Source organism: Maridesulfovibrio zosterae DSM 11974 (assembly GCF_000425265.1).
In the GTDB taxonomy this organism is placed as follows: Bacteria; Desulfobacterota; Desulfovibrionia; order Desulfovibrionales; family Desulfovibrionaceae; genus Maridesulfovibrio; species Maridesulfovibrio zosterae.
The window spans coordinates 36,598-53,303 of record NZ_AUDC01000019.1 but is presented as its reverse complement, the minus strand read 5'-3'; the positions used below and the strand labels follow the sequence as shown (position 1 = coordinate 53,303).

The 16,706-nt window shown below is 43.7% G+C and carries 15 protein-coding genes and 1 riboswitch; of the genes, 8 read left to right on the top strand and 7 right to left on the bottom strand.

Translation table 11 applies throughout. The features are described from left to right. Positions 1-154 precede the first annotated feature (154 nt). From phoU to thiE, 6 genes are all read left to right on the top strand, one after another. Positions 155-823, top strand: coding sequence for a phosphate signaling complex protein PhoU (phoU, locus tag H589_RS0111260; protein ID WP_027722105.1), 669 nt, complete (start codon positions 155-157; stop codon positions 821-823). A 167-nt stretch (positions 824-990) separates the two neighbouring features. Next, positions 991-1,091: riboswitch (TPP riboswitch) on the top strand. 60 nt (positions 1,092-1,151) lie between these two features. Then, positions 1,152-1,352, top strand: coding sequence for a sulfur carrier protein ThiS (thiS, locus tag H589_RS0111255; RefSeq protein WP_027722104.1), 201 nt, complete (start codon positions 1,152-1,154; stop codon positions 1,350-1,352). A gap of 5 nt (positions 1,353-1,357) precedes the next feature. Then, positions 1,358-2,134 carry a thiazole synthase gene (locus tag H589_RS0111250; RefSeq protein ID WP_027722103.1) on the top strand — a complete coding sequence of 259 codons (777 nt, stop codon included), beginning with the start codon at positions 1,358-1,360 and terminating at the stop codon, positions 2,132-2,134. A gap of 4 nt (positions 2,135-2,138) precedes the next feature. Continuing rightward, positions 2,139-3,257, top strand: a complete 1,119-nt coding sequence (gene thiH, locus H589_RS0111245) for a 2-iminoacetate synthase ThiH (RefSeq protein WP_027722102.1) — start codon at positions 2,139-2,141, stop codon at positions 3,255-3,257. Next, on the top strand, positions 3,254-3,883 hold the full coding sequence (thiF, locus tag H589_RS0111240; protein WP_027722101.1) for a sulfur carrier protein ThiS adenylyltransferase ThiF: 630 nt from the start codon (positions 3,254-3,256) through the stop codon (positions 3,881-3,883). The genes thiH and thiF overlap by 4 nt, the downstream gene beginning before the upstream one ends. Continuing rightward, positions 3,883-4,533: a thiamine phosphate synthase gene (thiE, locus tag H589_RS0111235; protein ID WP_027722100.1), complete on the top strand. Its 651-nt coding sequence runs from the start codon at positions 3,883-3,885 to the stop codon at positions 4,531-4,533. Before thiF ends, thiE begins: the two co-directional genes overlap by 1 nt. A gap of 99 nt (positions 4,534-4,632) precedes the next feature. Here thiE and H589_RS0111230 read toward each other — a convergent pair whose 3' ends face one another. The 5 genes from H589_RS0111230 to H589_RS0111205 all read right to left on the bottom strand — a co-directional run bounded on the left by H589_RS0111230 (position 4,633) and on the right by H589_RS0111205 (position 11,897). After that, positions 4,633-5,553 (bottom strand): formate dehydrogenase accessory protein FdhE, encoded by a 921-nt coding sequence (locus H589_RS0111230; protein ID WP_027722099.1) that lies wholly within the window; start codon positions 5,551-5,553, stop codon positions 4,633-4,635. A 281-nt stretch (positions 5,554-5,834) separates the two neighbouring features. Then, positions 5,835-6,569, bottom strand: a complete 735-nt coding sequence (locus tag H589_RS0111225) for a 4Fe-4S dicluster domain-containing protein (RefSeq protein WP_027722098.1) — start codon at positions 6,567-6,569, stop codon at positions 5,835-5,837. A gap of 47 nt (positions 6,570-6,616) precedes the next feature. Continuing rightward, entirely contained in the window at positions 6,617-9,655 is a 3,039-nt protein-coding gene (fdnG, locus tag H589_RS0111220) for a formate dehydrogenase-N subunit alpha (protein WP_156891718.1), read from the bottom strand. Between the two features lie 129 nt (positions 9,656-9,784). Further along, positions 9,785-10,204, bottom strand: a complete 420-nt coding sequence (locus tag H589_RS20445) for a winged helix-turn-helix domain-containing protein (RefSeq protein ID WP_425411460.1) — start codon at positions 10,202-10,204, stop codon at positions 9,785-9,787. A gap of 10 nt (positions 10,205-10,214) precedes the next feature. Then, positions 10,215-11,897, bottom strand: a complete 1,683-nt coding sequence (locus H589_RS0111205) for an FmdE family protein (protein ID WP_051249731.1) — start codon at positions 11,895-11,897, stop codon at positions 10,215-10,217. A gap of 376 nt (positions 11,898-12,273) precedes the next feature. Between H589_RS0111205 and H589_RS0111200 the strand changes: the two genes are divergently transcribed. Beyond that, on the top strand, positions 12,274-12,603 hold the full coding sequence (locus tag H589_RS0111200; RefSeq protein WP_027722093.1) for a hypothetical protein: 330 nt from the start codon (positions 12,274-12,276) through the stop codon (positions 12,601-12,603). 101 nt (positions 12,604-12,704) lie between these two features. Next, positions 12,705-13,151, top strand: coding sequence for a YaiI/YqxD family protein (locus tag H589_RS0111195; protein WP_027722092.1), 447 nt, complete (start codon positions 12,705-12,707; stop codon positions 13,149-13,151). 32 nt (positions 13,152-13,183) lie between these two features. Here the strand turns inward: H589_RS0111195 and H589_RS0111190 are convergent, their stop codons facing one another. Both H589_RS0111190 and H589_RS0111185 read right to left on the bottom strand, forming a co-directional pair. After that, positions 13,184-14,266 carry a protein-tyrosine phosphatase family protein gene (locus H589_RS0111190; RefSeq protein WP_027722091.1) on the bottom strand — a complete coding sequence of 361 codons (1,083 nt, stop codon included), beginning with the start codon at positions 14,264-14,266 and terminating at the stop codon, positions 13,184-13,186. Then, positions 14,244-16,706 carry a PEP/pyruvate-binding domain-containing protein gene (locus tag H589_RS0111185; RefSeq protein ID WP_027722090.1) on the bottom strand — a complete coding sequence of 821 codons (2,463 nt, stop codon included), beginning with the start codon at positions 16,704-16,706 and terminating at the stop codon, positions 14,244-14,246. Before H589_RS0111185 ends, H589_RS0111190 begins: the two co-directional genes overlap by 23 nt.

Genomic DNA, 16,706 nt, shown 5'->3' with positions numbered 1-16,706 from the left:
CCTGTAACAAAAATAACGTATTCGCTACTTATCAAACTAAATGATTAAAAAGGCCATATAACAAAATCATAAGTGAATGGCCCTTAATTAAAAGTGATTTAAAAACGCAAATACTATACAATCCCCGCCTTACGCGGACTACAGGAGTTTTTTTATGGATATGCAGCATCCTCTGAAAGTTTATGAGGAAGAACTTGCTGAATTGCAGGAACTTGTACTGGAACTTGGAAATTTAGCTCTTAATCAATTAATAGAAGCTCTTGCAACTTTTGAGGAAAATAATCCGGAAAAGGCTGAAGCTATCATAAAAAAAGATGAAAAGATTAATGAACTGGAGCACAAAGTTGACCGGGCTTCACTCATGATAGTAACTAAAATGGAGCCGAAAGCCGGCGACCTGCGTTATATCCTTTCATGCAGTAAAATAGCTTCTGACTTAGAACGCATTGCCGACTATGCCAAAAGTATTGCTAAAAAAGGAAAAAGAGGCTTTGCCGAAGAACACACACAGCATCTATCATATGTCCAGCATATGGGGAAAGAACTTACCGCCATGCTTGAACAGATACTTGTGGCATTCAAAGACCTCAGTGTAGAGAAGGCCTTGGATGTATGGCACGGAGACAGTAATGTTGATGCTCTTTTTAAAGAAGCACTTCTGGGTATGAAAGACTGCGTTGAAGCTGAAGACCCTGACGGAAAAGGATTTATTTCCCTGCTATTTACCATGCGCTGTCTGGAACGTGTAGGTGACCATATCACAAATATCTCTGAGCATATCTACTTCATCAAATACGCTGAATATTATCCCGGTAAAAAATAGCAACCTCTTTAACTTGTCACATAACAGGAGATGGTGAATATTGCTGATATTCCATCTCCTGTTCCTTATTTTCATCATTATTTTTAGCTGCTTTTTCTCATCATGATCCACTAAAAGCTAAGCTTTTTTCTTTTCCACTTTACACCGCTTAAAGATTTACATACCTTATCTCCAGCTAGGGGTGCCTTGTTAGGCTGAGATGGCATCTGCCGATCCCTTTGAACCTGATGCGGGTAATCCCGCCGTAGGGAAGCTGCAATAGATTTTGTTTTATATCTACTGTACGCGCTCACCCTATATGGTGAGCTTTTTTTTTATGGAGTTATAAATGTTTGTTACCCTTAATGGTAAAGAAATTGAACTGACCGAAGAGATTACTATCCTTAACCTACTGGAATCCAAGGACCTGTCTCCTGAGACCGTTGTTGTTGAGCTTAATAAAAAAATCATACCGGCCGATAATTTTTCTACCATCTTAATAAACGACGGGGATCACCTCGAAGTACTGCGCTTTGTAGGCGGAGGTTAATTGAAATGAATAAAGATATTTTTGAACTTGGCGGAGTTGAGTTTGACAGCCGTCTGCTGACTGGAACAGGTAAATATGCAGATGATTCAGTTATCCCGGAAGTCTGTGAAGCTTCAGGGTCACAAATCATCACCGTGGCTTTGAGACGTGTAGATTTTGAATCAACAACTGGAAATGTCATGGATTTTATTCCTAAAAACATGAAACTCCTGCCAAACACTTCCGGAGCACGCAATGCGGATGAAGCAGTCCGTATCGCCAGATTGGCAAAAGCAATGGGTTGTGGGGACTGGATCAAAATTGAAGTTATTTCCGACAACAAATATCTGCTTCCCGATGGTTATGAAACAGCCAAAGCAACTGAAATCCTTGCAAACGAAGGTTTTGTGGTTCTGCCTTATGTAAATGCAGACCTGTATATTGCACGTTCATTAGTTGATGCAGGCGCAGCTGCGGTAATGCCGCTTGGTGCTCCTATTGGAACCAACCGGGGTCTTCAAACTCGTGAAATGGTACGCATCCTCATTGATGAAATCAGCCTGCCCATAATCGTCGATGCAGGAATAGGTCGCCCTTCTGAAGCTTGTGAAGCAATGGAAATGGGGGCTGATGCCTGTCTGGTTAATACGGCAATAGCAACTGCCAGCAATCCAGCAATGATGGCCAGTGCCTTCGGACATGCTGTAAAAGCAGGTCGCGAAGCATATCTCTCCGGTCCCGGAGCAAAACATAGTCATGCCAAGGCATCCTCTCCTCTGACCGGATTCCTGCACGAGGGATAAAAAAATGAGTTTCTACCCTATCTGCGCCGAATACAACGACGCCCCGCTTGCCGAGCAATTCGGCTCTGTCACTGAACACGATGTCAGGCGCGCCATTAACAAGACAAAACTTAATCCAAAAGATTTTCTTGCCCTGTTGAGCCCTGCAGCAATTCCTTTTCTTGAAGAAATGGCCCAAAAAGCAAACCAGTTGACCTTGCAGAACTTCGGTAAAACAATCCAACTGTTCACCCCGCTTTATATGGCTAATTTCTGCACAAATAGATGTATATACTGCGGATTTAACACCAAAAACAAGATCCCCCGCACCCAGCTCGGACCTGAAGAGCTGGAAACAGAGGCAAAAGCCATTGCTGAAACAGGACTTAAGCATCTGCTTATCCTTACTGGTGATGCAAGGACCAAATCATCACCTGAATACGTAGAGTCAGCAGTAAAAATATTGAGCAGATATTTTCCTTCTGTTTCCATCGAAATATATGCCATGACCGAGGAAGAATACGCCCGGCAGGTAGAAGCAGGCGTTGACGGCATGACCATGTTTCAGGAGACCTACAACGAAGAACTTTATCCTGAATTACATCCCGCAGGACCGAAAAGAGATTACCGCTTCCGTCTTGATGCTCCTGAAAGGGCTTGCAAGGCAGGAATGCGTGTAGTCAATATCGGCGCATTGCTCGGCCTTGACGAATGGCGGCACGATGCCCTTAAAACAGGCATTCATGCTGCATATCTTCAGGATAAATATCCAGATGTAGATATAGCGGTTTCCCTGCCGCGCATTCGCACTCATGTAGGTGATGCCTTTGTACCCAGATCACTGGTAAGTGATATATCACTTACCCAGAACATGCTGGCCCTGCGTCTCTTCCTGCCGCGCTGCGGAATCACCATCTCCACACGTGAAGCTCCTGAATTTCGTGAAAATATTCTGCCGCTGGGTGTCACCCGCATGTCAGCCGGAGTTTCCACTGAAGTCGGAGGCCATACTAAAACAGATGAAAAAGTCGGACAGTTCGACATCAGCGATGGTCGCAGCGTTGAAGAGATGAGCCAAGTTCTAAGAAAACACGGCTACCAGCCAGTATTTAAAGACTGGCATTCTTTGAAGGAAGCATCGTGAACCAGACGGAAACAGGCATCGCCGCATATCTCGGTAGAGACAGGCTGCGTTTCCTGCAACAGATTTGCATAGGAATAGCCGGGGCCGGAGGTCTCGGCTCAAACTGTGCGATGCACTTGGTCCGCTGCGGATTCAAAAAGTTTGTGCTTGTTGATTTTGACCGTATTGAGGAGTCAAACCTCAACCGTCAATTTTACCGCATGGATCAACTCGGCAAATTCAAAGTTGACGCGCTAAGCAACAATTTGCTGGAGATCAACCCGGATCTGGATATCACCATCCTGCACGAAACAGTCAATAGTGGAAATATGATCGGTATTTTCAATGATTGTGATGTTGTTGTAGAAGCCTTTGATGCAGCCGGAATTAAAAAGGCCCTTGTTGAAACCTTTCTGCCGACTGAAAAACTGCTGATTACTGCATCAGGTATGGGTGGAACAGGAAATGCTGATGAACTTATCACCCGCAAAATACGCAATAATTTCTACATGATCGGCGACATGAAAACCGAATGCAATGCAAAAAACCCGCCCTTCTCACCTAAAGTGGGCATAGCTGCGGCAAAACAGGCCGATGTTATACTGGCCTATTATCTCAACAAATATGAGTCAGAAGGAGAAAAATAATGAGTTCAAGAGAAATAACCAGACAAAATATTCTTGATACAGATTTATATTGCCTTACCGCTCTTAAATTTTCTAAAGGACGCTCTAACACTGAAGTTGTACGTGAAATGCTTGATAACGGCATCAAGCTGATTCAGTACCGTGAGAAAGAAATTAAATCCGGTCAGAAATATGCTGAATGCTTGGAAATACGCAGAATGACCCATGAGGCAGGTGCTGCTTTTATCATCAACGATGATATAGATCTAGCCATGATGGTTGAAGCTGACGGTATTCATATCGGGCAGGAAGATTTCCCTGTGCATGCTGTACGTAAACTTGTGGGGGACAAAATGGCCATCGGCCTTTCCACCCATAGTCCGCAGGAAGCACGGGCAGCTGTTGAAGCAGGAGCTGACTACATCGGAGTAGGCCCCATTTTTAAAACATTCACGAAAGATGATGTTGTCGATCCAGTGGGCTTTGAATATCTCGACTACGTTGTCCAAAATATAGATCTGCCATTTGTTGCCATAGGCGGCATCAAAGAACACAACATTGCCGATGTAATGAAACGCGGTGCTAAATGTGTTGCTTTAGTTACCGAAATTGTCGGTGCTGATAACATCGGCGGCATGATTAAAGACTTGAGAAAGGCAATAGAAAAGTAACATCAAACTATTTTAACAGCTTTTTTTAATTTCAAATCAAGTACAAAAAAGCGCCACTACCTGAAAACAAATAGTGGCGCTTTTACATATTAAAAAACACTACAGTATATTCCACGGAACTTCAGCCATAGGCCTATACTCCTCTTCTTGCGCTCTAATATCAAGATGTACCAATCCCAACGGAGCAATCCGCTGATCAGGTTCTTCCATAAGCTCACGGGTATCAATGGTTACATAGTAATGTTTACATGTATCGCAAACATCCACTCTTTCATTTTTAGATTCTTCGTCCTGTAAATATCTGAGTTTTTCATAATCCTCACTTTCGCACCAAGGACACATGTTACGCTTTATACGCCATTCGTGACCGCAACATGAGCAATGCATCCAACGTTGCCCGCCATGTGACTTAAGATAAGCATTATCATCACCTGATTTCTTAAGCAGGGACATATCCGGAAAAGTCCCACAAACAGGACAGTATCCTTTAGTCCACACCATATTCTCTATCAATCTTGCAGCATCAACTTCCATGCGACCCATGAAAGGCTTGAGAGCCATAGTTGCCAGAAAAAGAAGAGTCTGCCGATCTACTTTCCATTTCTCAACCAGTTGATCAATAAGAACAAGATCCTCACTCCAAGTAGCTTTTGCTAAATCATTTATGTTTTCAGCATCTTTAACAGCTCTAATAATTTCAGTTATTTGATTGGATATACTGGGCATTCCCTTAGCCACAGCTTCAGACACACTGATAAAAATATCTGAATACAAATCCCCAAGCTCCGGTAAATCCATTTCTGATAAAAGAGGAACTCCCTGCTCAAAACGTGGAGCATACGCTTCAGGCAAAATAAATCCGGTCCAGTCCTCAAGCAATTCATATCCCTTTTCTTGAGCCTGAACTAATGGACCGAAAGCATCAAAAATATTTTCAAGAGCGGGAGTTTTTTTACGTAAGTAAAGAAGACCGGATTGCACGTCACGCTTTTTCTTAGACTTAGATTTAATCTTATTCATTGAAATATAACCCTGAAATTATTTATTTTAAACGACATACCATAAAAACTGCGGAGCTTAATTCTCATGCAAAACTTTGAGACTTACCTCAGTCCAGCGGATACCTGAATTTTATATTAACCTGTATACAAAATAACCACGCAAAAAATTCCACTCATATATTTAGATAATACCTACTAAAAAGTCTTAGAATTCTTAACCCCCTTCCCAAAAGGGGTTAAGTCGACGGAGGCAAACAAGACCGGACCACGGATAAAAACCGTGGTCCGGTGATAGGATGCTTATCCCAATATACGCTTGGCAGGTTTGGTAAGACCTGCGAGGAATTCTTTACGGGTTACACCATTACCGATACCTGAGTTATCGGCAGTTACGTACTCGTAATAAAGCTCCGGTTTATCCATAACCAGATAGATCACATTTACTTCATCCGCATCAATTACGGCTGCATTTGGGTAATCTTTTTTGACCTTGGTAAGAGTTTTTTCCGCCAGAGCCTCCATCTCTTCACGCTCACCGAAGTTCATGGTTCCGGTAGGACAAGTCTTCACACAAACAGGTATGAGTCCCGCCTGCTGACGATCAATGCACATATCACACTTGCTGAGCAGCCCTGTTCCGCTATTACGGCGGGGAATGTTATACGGACATGCTTCAGTCATTTCCTGAGCCTCATCCGCAGCAAGTCGTTTAGTCTGATCAGTAAAGATAACAGCTCCGCTGTCTTCATCTTTAATCACAGCCCCGGTAACATAAGAATCAGCGATATCCTTACAAGGCGGAACATCGCAATGACGACACTGGTCGGGGAAAAAATACCACTCGACCTTTCCGTTAATACGATGTTCGCTGAAACGAACCAACTTATAATTGAAGGGATTTAAATCAGCCGGATTCTGATGTGAACCACGCTGTTTTGTTTCTGTCGCAGGCAGATCATGCCATTCCTTGCAGGCAATCTGGCAACCACGACAAGCCGTACATCTAGAAGTATCGATAAAGAATGCTTTAGGCATTTTTTACTCCTTTTTGGACGGACCGTAAGGTCCGGCTTGGTTTCGGGTTACTCAATCTCAGTGAGAGTTTTCGCTTTGCGAACATTCACGAGACAAGCCTTGTACTCAGGAATGGTAGTGTTCGGATCACCAACTGCAGGAGTCAGCCTGTTTGTTGCATCACCACAACCTCTCGTCGTCCAGCCGAAGCAGAAAGGCATACCTACTTCATGTACGATTTCACCTTTAACTTCAAAAGGAGTCATACGCACAGTTACCATTGCAATAGCTTCAACTTTACCACGGATACTTTCAACGATTACAGGATCGCCGTTTGCAATGCCTTTTTCCTCAGCAAGCTCCGGACTCATTTCAACGTAAAGCTGCGGTTCAGCTTCAAGCAGAGCCGGAATATTCCTTGTTTCACCGCCACCGCACCAGTGTTCAGTCATACTGTACGTGGTAAGGACAATAGGAAAACGCTCATCAGCAGGCTTAGCAAGTTTATCCATGTCACTGAATACCCGCTTGTAAACAGGGCTGTTAAGCTGCTTTGAGAAAGGATGACTCTTGATAGGAGTTTCCACAGGCTCATAATGATCAGGAAAAGGTCCATCCTGAAGTCCCGGACCATATAGCTGTCCATGGCCTTCCTTACGCATGATGAACGGATAGCGCCCTTTACCACTTGCGTTCGGTGGCCAACCGCCATCAGGGACATCACCTTCCCACTTGGAACCGTTCCACTTGATAACCGCTTTCTGCGGAGCGAAAGGCTGCCCTTTGGCATCAACTGAAGCACGGTTATAAAGAATACGGCGATTGACTGGCCAGCACCATGCAAAGTTGGGGAAGAGGTTTATCTTCGCCTGCATAGGCGTCTGCTCCAGACTGCGGCGTTTAGCCTTGTTGCCGCCTTCTTCGGTATAACTTCCTGAATAGAGCCAGTTCATACATGATGTTGAACCGTCATCCCCTAGAGCTACAAAGGATGGAACCTGCTGTCCCTTCTTGTACTTCTTGCCTTTGAACTCAACATCCTTGGTAAAACGACCATTAATACGCTGAGCGACATCTTCAGCATCATAATACGCAGGCCAGTCGAGACTCAAGATAGGCTCGGGGAAAGTACCATTTTCTTTATTATACAGTCGGCGTACGTGGTTTATGATATCCACATACATTTCACCCATACTTTTGCTTTCACCCATAGGGCGGCAGGCTTCATAATGCCAAAGCAGCCAACGTCCACTGTTACTGATAGAACCGGCCTTTTCTGCCCGCTGCGCAGAAGGAAGCAGGAAGACTTCAGTCTTGTTCCGAGTGGGATCGACACCCGGACGATGCCAGTTATCTGAAGTCTCAGTATTATGAAGTTCGCCTACAACAAGCCAGTCAAGCTTATCCAAAGCCTTACGGGCCTTATTAGAATTAGGCACACTCTGGGCCGGGTTGGTTCCGAAGACAAAACCCCCCTTGATATCACCCTTGTACATACGGTCAAAGATGAAAATGTATGAGTAATCTTCTCCATCATCCACTTTAGGCAAGAGCTTGTAACCAAATCCGTTTTCAGCAGTAGCATTTTCTCCGCGCCAAGACTTAAGCAGTGAAGCCATATATTTAGGCTTATGCTGCCACCAGTTGGCACTTTCAGGATCTTTGCTGACCGGAGTCGTTGCCTTGGTATAATCTTCAAACGAACCAAGGCTGGCTTTTGGAACAGGCAGATAACCAGGCAGGATATGCCAAAGGATACAATGGTCAGTTGACCCCTGTACATTAGGTTCACCGCGTAAAGCGTTAATACCGCCACCGGCTACACCTATGTTACCAAGCAAAAGCTGAAGGATGGCACTGGAGCGGATATTCTGCACACCAACAGTATGCTGAGTCCAGCCCAGGGCATACATAATTGTTCCAGCCTTATCCTTTTTACCTGTAGCAGCAAATGTCTTGTAAACACGGGTCAGGTTTTCTTTAGTAACACCTGTAGTTTTAGAAACATTGGAAAGGGAATAACGTGAATAGTGCTTTTTGAGCATCTGGAATACGCAACGTGGATGCTTCAGTGAAGGGTCTCTCTTCGGCACACCATCTTTATCCAGCTCAAATACCCATTTTGATTTGTCATATTTGCGTGCTTTAGCATCGTAGCCGGAAAACAGTCCTCTGGAGAACTTATAGTCCTTGCCCACAATAAAAGCAGCATTGGTGTAATCAGCTACATAGTCCTTGAAGTAAAGATCATTCTCCAGAACATAGTTGATCATTCCACCCATAAAAGGAATATCTGTGCCTGATCTGAGCGGCACATGGAAGTCACTTCTTGCGGAAGTACGGGAGAATTTTGGGTCCACATGCATAACAGTGGCGCCTTTGTCCTTGGCCCGTAAAACCCATTTAAAGGAGATCGGATGGTGCTCTGCAGCATTACTTCCTATGATCAGGATAGAATCTGCATTTTCAATATCGCACCAATGGTTTGTCATCGCACCGCGCCCGAACGACTCTGCCAGAGCCGCAACTGTTGCGCTGTGTCAGATACGTGCCTGGTGATCAAAATGCACCAGGCCGAGACCGCGTACACCCTGATGGACGACTGCACACTCCTCGTTATCCATCTGTGATGACCCAAGATGAAAGATTGATTCGACACGGTTTACTTCCTGCCCCTTATTATTGAAGCGTTTGAAGTCTGCATCACGTGTTTCTTTTACACGGTGGGCAATGCGGTCAAGGACCCATTCCCAGCTTTTTTCTTCCCACTTAGTGCTGTAGGGAGCACGGTACATGGGTTTTTGTAGTCTATGGTGGCTGTTGTGCATGGACAGCATAGCTGCCCCCTTTGCACAGAGAGCACCTTCACTGACAGGATAATCAGCATCACCTTCTGTACTGACAATCTTTCCGTCCTTCACATGAGCAATGAAGTGACAACTGACCGAACAAAACGGACAGATGGAAATTACTTCTTTAGCTCCCTTAATTTTAAGTCCGGCAGCATACGCCTGTGCCGGAGATAAATCGAGTCCTAGCTGACTCATTCCGAGACCTGCGACACCTATGCCCGCAAGTTTCATGAACCCTCGCCGTGAAATGTTCATGGGATCCTCCTTCGTTATATCAGGTGAATTAAGCAAAAAACGCCTGACAGTTATTTCAACCACTACACAGAATAACACCAAGAAGATAAAACACACTATTTAAATATGTTATAGATAACACAATTAAACTTAGTTTTCCCCGAAACTCTTCGAACGCCACGAAAAGATTTCATCAGCACGGGCACGGGCATCGCTTTCAACTTTACTGAACCACTCAAGATATTTGTCCCGCACCAACCTTCCAGCATCTGTCAGCCGATAACCGCTACGTCTGCTTCCGACTCTTTCAATAAGGCTAAATCCCAATACTTTTTCGGATTGCTTAATCTTTCCCCATGCGGCACGGTAGGACATGCCTAATTCTTCAGAGGCTTTTTTAAGCGAACCGCATGTTTCAATGCGATCAAGCAGCAGAAGTCTGCCATAACCAAAAAAAACCCCCTCCCCCCCTTCAAGCCATAAATGCAACCGTATTGTTGGACTATGCCCTTCTATTTCCGCCAAAGCCGCAGTTGTCACCTGTTCCGGCGGGTCGAAATTTTCATGCATTATCATTCTCCTATTTCCCGAAGGGACATTTAGGGAAAGTGCAGGTTTTACATTCCATACAGTAACCACCATCAGCCATAGCAACGAGATCTTTCCGGCTTATATTCTGTCCGGCCAGAACCCGGGGAAGTACAAGGTCTAGACTTGTAGTTTTAAAAAACAGAGCGCAGGCAGGAACCCCTATTATACGGGTGTCACCAGCCTTAGCGAGCAGCAACATAGTGCCGGGCAGAACAGGAGCACCATAAAGAAGGTCAGTAACTCCGGCATCCACCAGGCCGTGTCTGGTCACGTCATCAGGATCAACTGACATACCGGCGGTTGTGATAAGCAGATCACAACCTTCGCTCATCAAGGATAAAGCAGCATCACGTATATGCTCACGATCGTCCGGCCCGATTACAGTGCGAACGACTTCACTGCCTAGCGCCTGAACCTTTGCAGTGATGACAGCACCAAATTTATCTTCAATCAGCCCATTAAAGACTTCATCTCCAGTAATCAGCACGCCGACTTTTTTCTTGGTTAGCGGAAGTATTTTAAAGAGAGGATCGCCATTAAGAGAAGAAACAGCCCGGGAGAAATTTTCACGTGACAGATAAAGTGGGATTGCCCGTGTTCCGGCAATACGGGCACCTTTTTTTATCAATGTCCCGCTTTTGCGGGCCGCAACCATAACATCAGGTATAAAATTAAAACGATTCATCATTTCAAGGTCAGAGACAAGCACACCATCATGATCAGCTCTAAGTGTAACTTTGCCTTCCTTAGGCTTGCCTTCAGCAACAACGCCACTACCAGACATAATCCGTCCAAATGTCTCCGCAGCCTCATTCTCATGAACCCACTCGCCATCGGGGATATCTCCTTCGTCCACATAAATATGATTTTTGCCGATGAGCTGCAGTCGACAGATATCGCTTGCACTGAAATCATGATCCTTACTGAACTCAGGATCTTTATACTTACCGGGAACAATACGGGTCATATCATGAACTGCTGTCTTTCCCTCTGCTTCACTGATAGGAACGACTTTCAATCCTTCTGGAACAGGATTAATTGCTGCGGTTGCCTTGATACTTAAATATGGTCCTTCCCCCTGACAGGTACGGCAGATTGCTCCAAAAGAGCCGGGATAAGCATCACCGCAAATAGGACAGATGGTTATCCCCCCCTTACTGCGTTTAATCATCGCTTCCGGTTTAATCTGAATAGCTTCTATGGAACAAAACGAAGCACCTGCTTCACGGATCTCAGCATGCAGTTTAACCGAATCCTGATCTTTTTTAGGTTTCTTTTTTAAGAACCATGACTTCACCTCCGGCCATTCATCCAATTTTTTAGGATCAACGCGAATACGCACTCCCTCTCCAGTATATTTGTCATAAAGAGATAGCGCATAAACACCAAGATTCTTAACCTTGAGCCAGCCGTTGCCTATGCTGCAAAATGTCAACATCTGTACAGCATCAGGCAAGCACCATGACGTCTCTGAAATAGCATCGAACAGAGTCCCTTCAGGAAGATGCCGTCTGGCTTCTTCAAGCATGTATCCGCCAAGAATAAGGCCAGGAGCCGGACTGCCGTGAAATCTGCGGGCAGCTTCTATGAACTCATCGTACGAATAGGGACCAATGGAATCGTCATATTCAGTTTTTTTATCAACGAGATTAATGGTAGACTCAAGATTCATGATTTCTCCATAAGCTAAACTTTAATTGCGTCACTTTTGACATAATTAAAGCCAGTATATAAAAGTGGTCAATGAAGGCGGGATTGCGCTTGATTTGGAACAAAAATAATACAAAACAACTTAAATACAATAAACTTGAACAGTTAAACACATAAAACTAACTTTATCTTTAATTTATACTTTTAATAATTTTAACTTTTATTGATTGAGAACATGGTTATTAATCAATTTGTTGAATAATTATTCTATAGATTTCATACTTTAACCGATACTCACCCTTGCCTGAATTATGCAAAAATATTAACTGATCAGCTCTGCCTATCAGCCACGCAAGTTTTAACATAAATAAATATAAATATTTCAATAAGGAAATTGAATGTTCAGACAAAAAGAATGGATTTTCAAAGGACAATCAGGAAAAGACTACAATTTCATTATAAATAAAAAATCAGCTGATTTCCCTAAAAAAGGAGGATTATTTATACTTGCATACACACACCCGCGTGGACATCTTGCCGGATTTGAATCACACGCTCTCTACATCGGCAGAACGGATAATCTCAAACGGGAACTGGCCTCACCGTCACAACAGGATTGTGTAACTGAAGAATGCTGGAACTGCACATATATACTTCTTGCTGAAGAAGAAAAAGAACAAATCGCAATAATTAATGACCTGCGCCAAGCAATTTCCACTCCCTGCTGATAAGCAGGGCTTATAAATTCTGAGAAATCAAATTTGCATTTTCTGTCAGCACCTTCTATAAGTGCGACAGCTGATTATAAAAAACAATATGGGAATTTAATATGCAGATATGGGTCGATGCTGATGCCTGCCCCAAGGCAGTTAAAGAGATTTTGTTTAAAACTGCCATACGCCGAGAAGTAAAAACAACACTTGTTGCCAATCAATACCTTTCTGTTCCCAGCTCAACTTTCATTAATACAATTAAAGTTTCAGCTGGATTTAATGTAGCGGATAATGAAATTGTAGAGTTGTGCAATCCCGGAGATCTGGTAATTACTGCTGATATTCCGTTGGCAGATAAAATTGTTGATAAAGGGGCTACGGGACTCAACCCCCGTGGAGAACTATATACAATAGACAACATCAAAGGCATTCTCAGTATGCGTAATCTTATGGAAGAACTGCGTAGTGCAGGATCTGTTTCCGGTGGCCCTGCAGCATTCAGCCCCAAAGACAGACAAAATTTTACCAATCAACTTGATAAATATCTGACACGCCATTTATAAAAATTTAAAATTAATTAGCACAGACCTAATATTTAATAATCATCACCCAAACCTTGGGTCATCATCAGCTTGAAAAGCTGTTCAATAAATTTGCCGGAAACAACATCAGGCAAAGAAAAAGTAGGCATAGCCTCATCATACAATACCCCTGTATAAGCGAACCAGATTTCAAATGAAATTTTATCCAGCGTCGGGATAAGTTCGTTATGCCAAAGCTTGCCATCCTCAGAGATATCAAGACCAAAGGCACGACATTGCAATGGCCTAAAATCAAATAAAATACACTTATGGTCCTGTGACAAAGGACATGTACCACCTGTACCGGACAAACAATACCCGCTACTTCCTTCTGCCTTCAATTCTCTTGCTGCTTTGCGTTCAGCGCGCGAGGTCTCAACAGCTTTTTCAATAACAGTTAAACGCTCTTCGTGGGTAAGTTCTAAATTTATACGCCTACTAATATGCAAGGCTTCTGCAAGACTGAGGCTAACCGGAGTCTGGCAACAGCGATCATGGTCAAGCCCGCATAAAGTTCGTTTCCCAGAATTCTCAGCCCGTTCTTCAACCTCTTCCACCAATTTAAAGTAATCATTAAAAAAAGGAGTCAAATCAACTAATCTTCTAAATTCTAAACAAGGGGCACGCGCTGTTAACTTACCACTCTTGCGTCCATATTTACGGATAGTCCACCATTGAGCAAAATTCGCAGGTTTTGAACGCAATCTTTTCATTTTACGCCATGCAAGTTTATGCCCCAAACCTCGACGCAAAAGGTATGCATTTAAAACTGTTCCTGTACGACCGATGCCATGACGACAGTGGATAAGCACTTTTTTACCTAAATAAATAGCTTCATCCATCCATTCCAGCGCATTCTCAAGATCAATCAATTCAGGAGCTTCTTCATCCTCCAGCGGCAGATAATGCACGTCAAATCCTGAATTACGTTCAATTTCATGCAAATCACAGAACTCTCCACAAAGATTGACAATAGCATCCACCCCCTGCTCCCGAATGGATTCGAGTTGAGCATGGCTCATAGGTGCGCAACCGACCGCCAACTGATCAGTTACCCAAGTCAGGTTATATGCTTTATTCTTTGCCTGCTCTGTCATAAATATGCTCCGCTTCTTCAATAAACTTCGCAACTTCTACTGTAATCTGCTCTTCATCTGTCATACGCATGTCCATCAGTCTGGTCACTGCCATCAGATATCCAAGCATTGCCAATTGTGCCGTGGTATCTTCGGCAGGCAGGCGTGAGCTTAATCCATCCAGCATATCCCCATGAACAGTCGTTTCAAAACCATAATGTTCAAGAACCAGCCGGATAAACTCAATACGAAGCAAACGATTATCAATCCCTGCGCCGCCACCTTTGAAACGAAATTTAATGTAGTTCTGCCCTGCATCAGGTCCGCAAAGTGAATCTACTTCTGACAAATGATATCCAAACCTAATCAGGAGGTGCATATAATCTTTGGCCAGCACACCATAGCTTGCAAGAATTTTAGAATCTTTACTAAAAATACCGGCAGACATACGATCAAATTCATCCCAATCCACGTGGGTCAATTCCTCTGACCAGGGAACACGCTCATCGGAAAGCCCTTTCAGTAATGAAAGCATAGGTTCACAACTAACTTCAGACGATACAATTTTTTTCTTTTTTTCAATCCCGGAAACAAGTCCACCATCCAGGTCGATTACATAAATAACAAGTGGCAGTCCTGTTTCAAGCAGCTTGGATGTTCCCATGCCCAATCCCCGTTTATCAACAAGTGAAAACATTTCACTAACGGAACTCTCATGGCAAAACCGAATTACATCATGCATCGATTTGCATCCCTGAGGAGTAAAACCAGAGTCCTGCGGGTCAGTTAAAGTTAACTTCACGGTATGAGGGATTATATTTTTATACAAATCAAGAACTCTGGAAGAGACATCTGCACTACCGAATGAGCGGGTTAGAACATCCTCCACACATCCCTCATAAACAGCTCCTTCCATGCCATCGACAGTTACCAGTTGGCCCTGAGTATAACGATCCATTACATCTCCGACCAGTACCGGAATACCAAGCTCACGAGCAACAGATGCAAAATGGCTGGCCCTGCTGCCCGTAGCAGACAGCACTGCGTTAATATTTCCGGCGAAAGTCAGTAGAGAAGGTTTTAATGTCGGTGTAATAATAACCGATCCTTCTGGAATACGGGCTATCTCCTCTCCGGTACGGGCAAAATGAATTTCGCCGCATCCAGCCCCTGATGATGCCCGCTCAAGGCCTTCCATAAAAGGCATTGCCGGAATAGGACCATGTACGACTGCGGCTTTAGAATGCTCTCGTTGTAAGGGACGAGTCTGTAAAATATGAAAATCTCCATCCTGATCAACGGCCCATTCCACATCCTGAGCACATTCGAAATGATCTTCAAGCCGCATAGCGCAACGAGCCAACCTCACAAGCATTTGCTCATCAGGAAGATTTTCTGAATCAAAAGAGCATTCATTGATCAGACTAGGAACATCTTTACGGTAAAGTGAAGCCTTGGCAGGAACAACACTCCCATCAACAAGAGAGTTACCTAAGCCGCTAACCCCATATATACCGACAGAATCACGATTCATGCAATCTGGATCAACAGAATAAATAACTCCGGCACTACGGGCATCAATCATAGGGATGACCAGAACAGCCATTGCAGTATCATTATCAGTTAATCCATTGGAAATACGATATGAGACTGCACGGGGACAGTACTTACCGGCAAGGACACGTTTATAACCATCCAAAACTTCGTCAGGAGTAAGATTAAGTTCACTGGCATATTGTCCGGCAAAAGAAATTTCACTGTCTTCTGCCAGAGCACTGGAACGTACAGCCAGAAAATCAGCATCTCCAACATACTTTAAAACAGATTGCTCAATACTCTCAGCAAGATCAGGCGGAACCTCACCTGCAAGAATAAATTCCTGAATTTCCAGAGTTAGTGTTGCTAACAGACTGCGTCTGCCTGCCTCCATACGACTGAGCCTTTTTCCAAGCTCTTCCCGTAACCCGTTATATTCAATAAAATAGTGAAAAGCATTGGCTGTAATAACAAATCCGGGGGGAACATTAATATCGCCAAGATTATAAACTTTCCCCAGATTGCCAGCCTTTCCTCCTGATAAATGAGGCATATTTCCAGCATCAGAAAGAGAAATAATATATGGTGGATTTGAATCAAACTCCGGTTCATTGATAACTTTCAAGGCAGCCGAATGAATTTGTCTAAATGTTACGCTTAAATCACCATACCGGACAGGATTCATATCTTGAAGCTGCTCAATCATTCCCAAAACAGAAGAGGAGAGCTGTTTATACAACACTGCACACTGCTGACGATCCACAAGCCTGCGCCCGTAAAAGACATCTTCAAGATCTGCAATAATATTAAGAGCTTTTGAATCATGTTCCAGCAGCCGTTTAAAAGATTCATACTTATGCTGCAATAAGGCCCTCGGGGCGAACAATCTTCCAGCCCAGAACTTTAAAACCTTACCAGCTTCCAT